General features: G+C 61.1%; 10 protein-coding genes and 2 pseudogenes. 10 read left to right on the forward strand and 2 right to left on the reverse strand.

Translation table 11 applies throughout. The features are described 5' to 3' along the window. Both VZ95_RS21650 and VZ95_RS05385 read left to right on the forward strand, forming a co-directional pair. Positions 1 to 541: phage tail protein (locus tag VZ95_RS21650; protein WP_052711510.1), on the forward strand; the 541-nt coding region annotated here is incomplete at its 5' end. Beyond that, on the forward strand, positions 542 to 1084 hold the full coding sequence (locus VZ95_RS05385) for a GNAT family N-acetyltransferase (protein ID WP_045774955.1): 543 nt from the start codon (positions 542 to 544) through the stop codon (positions 1082 to 1084). On the opposite strand, the gene VZ95_RS05390 is transcribed toward VZ95_RS05385, so the two are convergent. Continuing rightward, positions 1065 to 1781 carry a helix-turn-helix domain-containing protein gene (locus VZ95_RS05390; RefSeq protein ID WP_269747061.1) on the reverse strand — a complete coding sequence of 239 codons (717 nt, stop codon included), beginning with the start codon at positions 1779 to 1781 and terminating at the stop codon, positions 1065 to 1067. The two genes, VZ95_RS05385 and VZ95_RS05390, sit on opposite strands and share 20 nt — an antisense overlap. A 190-nt stretch (positions 1782 to 1971) precedes the next feature. Here VZ95_RS05390 and VZ95_RS05395 point away from each other — a divergent pair, with 190 nt between their 5' ends. After that, positions 1972 to 2433 (forward strand): hypothetical protein, encoded by a 462-nt coding sequence (locus tag VZ95_RS05395; protein WP_052711511.1) that lies wholly within the window; start codon positions 1972 to 1974, stop codon positions 2431 to 2433. Next, positions 2409 to 3800, forward strand: a complete 1392-nt coding sequence (hemN, locus tag VZ95_RS05400; RefSeq protein ID WP_232302489.1) for an oxygen-independent coproporphyrinogen III oxidase — start codon at positions 2409 to 2411, stop codon at positions 3798 to 3800. The genes VZ95_RS05395 and hemN overlap by 25 nt, the downstream gene beginning before the upstream one ends. Positions 3801 to 3848: 48 nt before the next feature. On the opposite strand, the pseudogene VZ95_RS22785 reads toward hemN, so the two are convergent. Then, positions 3849 to 4577 (reverse strand): annotated as a pseudogene (locus VZ95_RS22785) (sulfite exporter TauE/SafE family protein); the annotation flags it as partial. Positions 4578 to 4724: 147 nt separating this feature from the next. On the opposite strand from VZ95_RS22785, the gene VZ95_RS05405 reads away from it, so the two are divergent. The 6 genes and pseudogenes from VZ95_RS05405 to VZ95_RS22795 all read left to right on the forward strand — a co-directional run. Then, positions 4725 to 5507, forward strand: a complete 783-nt coding sequence (locus tag VZ95_RS05405; RefSeq protein ID WP_045774956.1) for a DUF2189 domain-containing protein — start codon at positions 4725 to 4727, stop codon at positions 5505 to 5507. A gap of 38 nt (positions 5508 to 5545) precedes the next feature. Next, positions 5546 to 5743 (forward strand): hypothetical protein, encoded by a 198-nt coding sequence (locus tag VZ95_RS05410; protein ID WP_045774957.1) that lies wholly within the window; start codon positions 5546 to 5548, stop codon positions 5741 to 5743. Between the two features lie 150 nt (positions 5744 to 5893). Then, positions 5894 to 7312: pseudogene (gene ccoN / locus VZ95_RS05415) on the forward strand (cytochrome-c oxidase, cbb3-type subunit I); the annotation flags it as partial. 51 nt (positions 7313 to 7363) lie between these two features. Continuing rightward, positions 7364 to 8089, forward strand: a complete 726-nt coding sequence (ccoO, locus tag VZ95_RS25130; protein WP_198148104.1) for a cytochrome-c oxidase, cbb3-type subunit II — start codon at positions 7364 to 7366, stop codon at positions 8087 to 8089. Positions 8090 to 8098: 9 nt separating this feature from the next. Next, positions 8099 to 8251 (forward strand): cbb3-type cytochrome oxidase subunit 3, encoded by a 153-nt coding sequence (locus tag VZ95_RS22790; RefSeq protein ID WP_156995078.1) that lies wholly within the window; start codon positions 8099 to 8101, stop codon positions 8249 to 8251. An 11-nt stretch (positions 8252 to 8262) separates the two neighbouring features. Beyond that, positions 8263 to 8407 (forward strand): cbb3-type cytochrome c oxidase N-terminal domain-containing protein (locus tag VZ95_RS22795; RefSeq protein ID WP_332308001.1); only part of this gene is annotated, 145 nt, incomplete at its 3' end.

Raw genomic sequence — 8407 nt, forward strand, 5'->3', positions numbered from 1 at the left:
TTGGTATGCCTGCAATGGGCAGCGGATGGTTTTGCAACAGTATCAGGCCTTATATGCCTTATTGGGGAGCCGGTTTGGTGGCGACAACCAGACCTACTTCAATCTTCCCAATCTGAACGGGCGTATTCCTGTTGACGCTGGGATCTCGTCGACGACGGGGACGCAGTATGTTTTTGCCCAAACTGTCGGGCAGGAGACGGTGACGCTGACCTATAATCAGGCACCGTCTCATAATCATACGTTCACGGCAAAAGTGTCGAGTGCCACCACAACGGGAATGACATCCGTTGCCGGTGCGACGGGGACCGCGCCCAATTTAACCGGAACGTCGCTGTTGAGCCGTGCGATGACCAGCGCGGCAAAGCCGATTAATGCCTTTGACGTTCCGCCGTCAAACATGGAGGTCCAATTCGGGGCCAAGGTATCGATTGCTTATGGAAATGCCCAACAGCAGGCCGATCCGCACCCCAATCTTCAACCCTACTTGGTGATGGCCTATTATATCTGTAACGAAGGCGAATTTCCGGTGAACCCGAACTAAGTGCCGGACACTATCGGGCTGGCGGGGCTTTGGCTTGCCCTGCCAGCCGACTGGCAGGCGCGCGGGATTGGGCTTCGGCTGCGGCAGCCGGACGATTTGGCCTTTCTGCGCGACCTCTACCGCAGCACGCGGGCGGAGGAAGTAGCGGCGGCGGGGTTCGACGCCCTAACTGCCGCCGTTTTTCTGAACAGTCAGTTTGATCTTCAGTGCCGCCATTTTGATGCCCACTATACCTTAGGCGGGCAGCGGATCGTCGTGACCACGCAGGATCGGCCCATTGGCCGGGCGGAGCTTTGGGCGTCGGGTGCCGACCTCCGTCTGGTCGACCTAAGCCTTTTGCCGGAATGGCGCGGGCAAGGCTTGGGGGCGGCGCTTCTGGCGGCAGTCCAACAGGCGGCGGAAGGGCGGAGCGTCAGCCTGCACGTCGATAAACTCAACCGCGCCTATCGGCTCTACACCCGCTTGGGGTTCCGCAAGGCGGGTGATGCGGGCGCGTCGTGGCGGATGGAATGGCGGGCGGAGGCTAAGCGCCGCCCTCGGTAATGGCGCGCAAGGCGTCGGGATCGAGCAAAAGCGCCTGACTGGTGGTTTCCAGCCGGATCATTTTCATGTTTTTAAGCTGCGTGAAGGCGCGGCTGACGGTTTCGGTGGTCAGCCCCAGATAATCGGCGATATCGGTGCGGCTCATTGGCAGGGCGACCGGATTGCTCGTGTGTCCCAGCCGCTTCGCCCGGTCCGACAGCATCAGCAGAAACGAGGCCAGCCGTTCCTTGGCGGTTTTGCGCCCGAGCAGCAGCATCAGATCCTGCGCCACCGCAAGTTCGGTCGCCGCCAAGCCGAGCAGGCGCTTTTCCATCATTGGGTAGCGCTCGAACAGCTCTTCCAGCTTTTTGCGCGGGAATCTGCACAGGCGCACCTGCGTGACGGCTTCGGCGCTATAGGCGTAGGATTGGCGCACGGCGAGGCCGAGAAAATCGCCCGCCATCAGAAAACCGATGATCTGCCGCCGCCCATCGGGCAGCAGCTTATAGATTTTCACCGTGCCTGCGGTGACATTGAACATATGTAAGGCGGGTTCGCCCTCATCGACAATCGCGCCGCGCGGCTCGACGTGCAGATCGGTGATCGCCCGTTCCAAAACCATCAATTCGGCATCGGGCACGCCCGCGCACATGCTCAAGGGCCGGGCGCTACAGTCGACACACAGGCGGCTTTCATCCTCCGGACAAATCTGGGCCACCGGCGGGGACGTTTCTGGAGAAGGCGTGAAGGAAGTGGTCAAAAGCGCTGCCCCAGATAGCCGCAATCAGTCTGTGACTGAATTATGCGCCTCTGGGCTGGCAATGTCATCTCTTCCGATTGACGCAGATCAATGACGGCTCGTCGGGCCGGGGGGTAGGACGAAAGCCTGCCCAACTGCGGAATGACGGATGCGCTTCCACATCATATCGCGCCTGACGCCGGCGGAGGTCGATCAAGCCTTCGCGCTGATTCAGCTTGAAGCACCGGAGCTGTCGCTCGCGGCCTGGCGGCAGTTTGCGCGGGCGGCGGGCGGCGGCAAACCGCCGTCAAGCAAACCCGCCCCGGCGGGCTTGGTGGCGGTGAAGGATGCGCGCAACTATATGGCGGGGCTCTGCGCCTATCGCCGCACGCGCGCGTTTCGGCATGGGGCAACGCTGACGGTCGATTGCTTCGTTGCGCTCGATTTTCTGCACACGCAAGGGGCGGCCGACCACCTGCTGCGCCATTTGGACGAAACGGCGGCGGCGCTCGGCTGCACCGCGATTGAAATTACGCTGGCCCGCCAGGAAACGCGGCTGATCGATCAGTTCCGCACGGCAGGTCATGCTTTGGAAGGAGTGCTTCTGTGCAAAATGCTGCCCGCCTGTTAGCCCCCGCGCCGACGCCGCTGCTGACCGCCGATCAAATCGCGCGCTTCGAAGGCCGGGTCCCGCGCTATACCAGCTACCCGACCGCGCCGCATTTCACGCCAACTGTGACGGGCGCAACCTACGGCGGCTGGCTGGAAGCGCTGCCGGACGGGCAGGCGGTGTCGCTCTATCTTCATATCCCCTTCTGCCAGGAACTCTGCTGGTACTGCGGCTGCCATACCCAGATTGTGAGTCACGACGGGCCGATTCGCGCCTATGCCGAGCTTCTGCTGCGCGAGATCGATCTGGTCGCCGCGCGCCTCGGGCGGGCTGCGCCGGTTCACGAAATCCATTTCGGCGGCGGCTCGCCCTCGATGCTGCCGCTGGAGGTGCTGGAGGCGGTGATGGACCGGCTGCACGCACGCTTCAATCTCACCAATATTGCTGAGATTGCGATGGAGATTGATCCGCGCGGGGTTCGGCAGGAGCAGATCCAAGGCTTCGCCGCCCTGGGGTTAACGCGCGCCAGCATCGGCGTGCAGGATTTCGATGCCGAGGTGCAGGCCCTCATCAACCGCCGCCAGAGTTTCGCTGAAACGGCGGATGTGGTGGAAGGCTTGCGCGCGGCGGGGATCGGCTCGATCAATCTCGATCTCATTTACGGTCTGCCCGCGCAAACGCGCGCGACGATCCAGCAGACGGTCGATCTCAGTCTCGCGCTGGCCCCGGATCGGATCGCCCTGTTCGGCTATGCCCATGTGCCGTGGATGAAAAAACATCAGGCGCTGATTCCCGAAGATCGGCTGCCGTCGCCCGCCGAACGCTATACGCTCTATCAGGATGCGTCCGACCAGATTGCGGCGGCGGGCTACGAGCGCATCGGGCTCGATCACTTCGCCCGCCCATCGGATAGTATGGCGCGGATGTTGCGCCAGGGCAGCTTGCGGCGGAATTTCCAGGGTTACACTACCGACGGGGCGGAAACCCTGATCGGTTTCGGCACCTCGTCGATTGGGGCGCTGCCGCAAGGGTATCTCCAGAATAATCTGACGGTGCCGGACTATCGCGCCGCCCTGATGGAAAATCGCCTGCCGATTGCGCGTGGGATTGCCCTAAGTGCCGATGATAAGCTGCGCCGGGCCGTGATCGAACGGTTGATGTGCGATCTTACGGTCGATCTGGCGGCGGTGGCGGCCGAGTTCGGTTCGGACGAAAGCTTCTTTGCCGAACGCCTCGCCTTGGCGGATCTCACTCACGACGGGTTGGTCGCCGTGAACGGCTCGATCGTGACGGTGCGGGAGGCGGCGCGGCCCCTGGTGCGCTCGGTGGCGGCTGCGTTCGATGCTTATCTGTCGGTAGGGGCCGGGCGCTATTCGCAGGCGGTTTAGAGCACCGCTTTCCAGGCCAGCGCGGACAAAAAGAACCGCGTTGAGCCCAAGAAGGACGGGCGCGGCTTTCTGTCCGAAGGCTTGCCAGCGCCGCCCGGCGAGATGGCCGAGCAGGCCGAGGGCGACCAGCGTCGGCACCGTGCCAAGACCGAAGCAGGCGAGGGCGAGGGCTCCTGCCAGCGGTTTTCCCGTCGCGGCGGCAACGGTGAGGGCGGCATAGACCAGCCCGCAAGGGAGGAACCCGAGGATCATGCCTAGGCCGTACCCGCGCCACCCGATAGGCCGATCAAAGAAGCGGCGCAAGGGGCCGATCAGCCGCTGGGTGAGCGGAATGTTTCCCGAGGCGGTCTGACCACTGCTGGCGAAGAGCGGGCCGCCGACAGTGCGCAGCGCTAACGCACCCAGCATCATCGCCGCCATCAGCAAAAGTGCCGCCACCGCCCAGCGAAAGATTGGCGTTGCGGCGAAGGCGGCCCCAACGCCGCCCGCGACCAGTCCAAGCAGGGCATAGGTGGTAATCCGGCCCAAATGATAAAGCGGTAAGGCGGATTGGGCGAGGCGGGCGCGCTCGCACAGGGGGCCGGGGGGCGCAAGCGCCATCCGCCTGCCAACCTGGGCCATCACAAAACCGCCGCACATCGGCCCGCAATGGAGTAAACTTCCGGTTGCACCCGCCAGGAGAAGCCCCGTGTACAGGCCAGTTGCGCCGAGCCCGCTCGTCCACTCGGGCGTGCAGAGGCTGGCCAGCGCCAAAAGGTCGGCATGGGTGACGGACATTGCACTGGAATCCTATTTTTCTATTCTACTTTGAGGATAGGTTCGGCAAAATCAAGCGGCCTTGATCTGAATCAAGGCGCAACGATAAGACCCGGCGTAATCAAGCGCACGGGTTATCTGAAAATGGCCCTGGGGGGATGCGCGCAGATGACCGACAGTTTACCCAATTTTTCCCCGGTCGCACGGCATATCCAGGCGGTTCCCATCGATCAGCCCTGGGTTTGGCTCGCGGCGGGTTGGCAGGATCTCCGCCGGGCCGGGCCAATGAGCCTTGCTTACGGCGGAGCGATTTTCGTCCTCAGCCTGCTGCTGACGTTTGTGCTATTCGAGGTCGATTTACCGTTTCTGCTGCTGCCGATGCTGGCGGGTTTTGCGCTTGTCGCGCCGTTGATGGCCGCCGGGCTTTATGAAATCAGCCGACGGCTTGAAAACGGCCTGCCCATTGGGCTGTCGGTCGGTTTCGATGGCATTGCACGCAACCCGTCGCAGTTCGGACTGATGGGGGTTCTGCTGCTGTTGATCCACCTCGCCTGGATTCGTGTGGCGACGCTGCTGTTTGCGCTGTTCTACGGCATGCGCGAGGTGTCGATTACCAGCCTGCTCGATTTTCTGCTGAACCCTTCGCTGAGCCTGACCTTTTTGGTCGTGGGGACGGGGTTGGGGGCAACTCTGGCCGTTATTGCTTTCGCCGTGTCGTGCATCGCCATTCCGATGCTGATGGACCGCGACGTGAATATTGTGACGGCGGTTGCGACGAGTGTTATGGCCGTGCGCCTCAATTGGCCCGCGATGGCGCTGTGGGCGGGGCTGATTGCCTTTGCCACCGCCGTTAGCATCGCAACCTTCTACCTCGGGTTCATTCTTCTCATGCCGCTGGTCGGGCATGCAACGTGGCACGCCTATCGTGACCTCGTGCGCCCCACCCCCTAGCGGCGGTTTGTTTTGGTTTTTGCTCAAGGAGTCGCGTCATGAAATCCAGCTTTGTCGATACCCTCGTCGGTTTCTTCGTCGGCTTTCTCGGCCTTATCGGGCTGTTTTTGGCGTCGGGTGCGGTCGATGCGCAGGCGTATCTGTTCGGCCTTAGCCTGTTTGTCATGGCGATTCTGTACAACTTCTTCCTCATCAAAGGGCACTTTGATCGCGCCGATGCCGCCCGTCACGGCTAAGGCGATTGGGTGCCCACCCTTGACCTGGATCAATGCCTGAGGCGGGCGCTTCCGCCATAGTCCTCAGGATATCTCCCGTCTGAAGCGTGCCGGGCACGTGCAAATCAGACAGGGCCTCTGACGTAATTAGGAAGTGCCATGGACGCAACCATGAGTCTGGGATCGACAGCCGCGCCCGCGCGCGCCGTCGAGGCCTATAATGAGGATGTCGTTCGCAAATTCGTTGTCATGTCCATTTTTTGGGCGGTGGTGGCGTTTGCGGCGGGCACCTACATTGCCTTTCAACTGGCGTTTCCGGCGCTGAACTTAGGGCTGGAATACACCACTTTCGGGCGGTTGCGCCCGCTCCACACCTCGGCGGCGATTTTCGCTTTCGGCGGCTCGATGCTGATCGGCACCTCGTTTCAGGTAGTGCAGCGGACCTGCCGAACCACGCTGTTCGGCGGGCGGGCCTTGGCGGAATTCGTCTTCTGGGGCTATCAGTTCTTCATCGTCATGGCGGCGCTCAGCTACGTGCTGGGCTACTCCCAGAGTAAAGAATATGCCGAACCGGAATGGTTCATCGACCTGTGGCTGACCCTCGTCTGGGTTGTCTATCTGCTGATCTTCCTCGGCACGCTGCTGAAGCGCAAAGAGCCGCATATTTATGTGGCGAACTGGTTCTACCTCGCCTTCATCGTCACGATTGCCATGCTGCATATCGGCAATAATCTGGCGGTGCCGGTGAGCTTCTTCGGCGCGAAGAGCTATTCGCTGTTCGCCGGGGTTCAGGATGCGTTGGTGCAATGGTGGTACGGGCATAATGCGGTAGGCTTCTTTCTAACCGCCGGCTTCCTCGCCATGATGTATTACTACATCCCGAAGCGGGCGGAACGGCCGGTTTACTCCTATCGCCTGTCGATCATCCACTTCTGGGCGCTGATCTTCCTCTACATCTGGGCCGGTCCGCACCATCTGCACTATACGGCGCTGCCGGATTGGGCGCAGACGCTGGGCATGGCCTTCTCGATCATGCTGTGGATGCCCTCCTGGGGCGGGATGATTAACGGGCTGATGACGCTGTCGGGTGCCTGGGACAAGCTGCGGACCGATCCGGGCCTGCGCTTCTCGGTCACGGCGGTCGGCTTTTACGGTATGAGCACCTTTGAAGGCCCGCTGATGTCGATCCGTCAGGTGAATGCGCTGAGCCATTATACTGATTGGACCATTGGTCACGTCCATTCCGGCGCGTTGGGCTGGGTCGCCTTCATCTGCTTCGGCACGCTCTATTATATGGTGCCGAACCTGTGGAATAAGGTCGATATCTACTCGAAGCGCCTCGCCTCCTGGCACTTCTGGACCGCGACGCTCGGCATTGTGCTCTACATCACCTCCATGTGGGTGTCGGGGATCATGCAAGGCCTGATGTGGCGGGCCTACGACCAGCTCGGCTTCTTGCAATATTCCTTCATCGAATCCGTTCAGGCGATGCATCCGTTCTACGTGATCCGCGCCTTGGGTGGGGTTCTGTTCCTCGTGGGCTCCCTGATTATGGTCTACAACCTGTGGATGACCATCTATCACGGCGAAGCGGTTCAGCCGGTCGGCAAAAAAGGCCGCCGTGAAGGCGGAGGCATAATCATGGGCTTCAAACACGAATATATCGAAAAGAACGCCCTGCTAATGCTGGTGCTGATTCTGCCGACGGTTGCGGTGGGGGGGCTGGTCGAAATCGTTCCGCTCTTCACCATCGAAACGACGATTGAAAAGGTCGACGGCGTGCGCCCCTATACGCCGCTGGAACTGGCAGGCCGGAATATCTACGTCCGCGAGGGTTGCTACCTCTGCCATAGTCAGCAGATCCGTCCGTTCCGCGACGAAGCCGAACGCTACGGCCATTATTCGATCGCCGCCGAAAGCAAATACGATCACCCGTTCCAATGGGGCTCCAAGCGCACCGGGCCGGATCTGGCGCGCGTCGGCGGGAAATATTCGAACGATTGGCACGTCGCCCATCTGGCGAACCCGCAGGCCATCGTTCCGGGTTCGGTTATGCCGACCTATGCCTTCTTGGCTGAGAAGAAGGTCGATATGGCCGATCCGGCGGGGCATCTGATCGCCAATCGCCGGGTTGGTGTGCCGTATAGCGACGATCAAATCGCGCAAGCCGCGAAGGATTTGGCCGATCAAGCCAATCCCGACGCCGATACGGGCGCGCTGCTGAAGCGCTATCCGAAGGCCGTCGTCGGCGATTTCGACGGGAACCCCGCCAAGCTCACCGAGATGGATGCGCTGGTCGCCTATCTCCAGATGCTCGGCACTTTGGTCGATTTCAACGGACTCACGCTGAAAGATCTCCAGCAATAGGGGGGCATCATGGATTTGGTCACGCTGTACATGACGGTCCGCTCCTATTGGATCGTTTGGGTCATGCTGTTGTTCGTCGGGATGATTGTCTGGGTGTATTGGCCGAAGCGCCGCGCGGCGATGGACGCCCATGCCCGCATTCCCCTCGACGATGATGCTTAAGGATTACGGTCATGCCGACGAAAATCGAAAAGGATGCCGTTACCGGCACCGATACGACCGGCCACGAGTGGGACGGGATTAAGGAACTCAATACGCCGCTGCCGAAATGGTGGCTCTATACGATGTATGTCACCATCGTCTGGGCCTTCATTCATA

Source organism: Elstera litoralis (genome assembly GCF_000963705.1).
Taxonomy (GTDB): Bacteria; Pseudomonadota; Alphaproteobacteria; order Elsterales; family Elsteraceae; genus Elstera; species Elstera litoralis.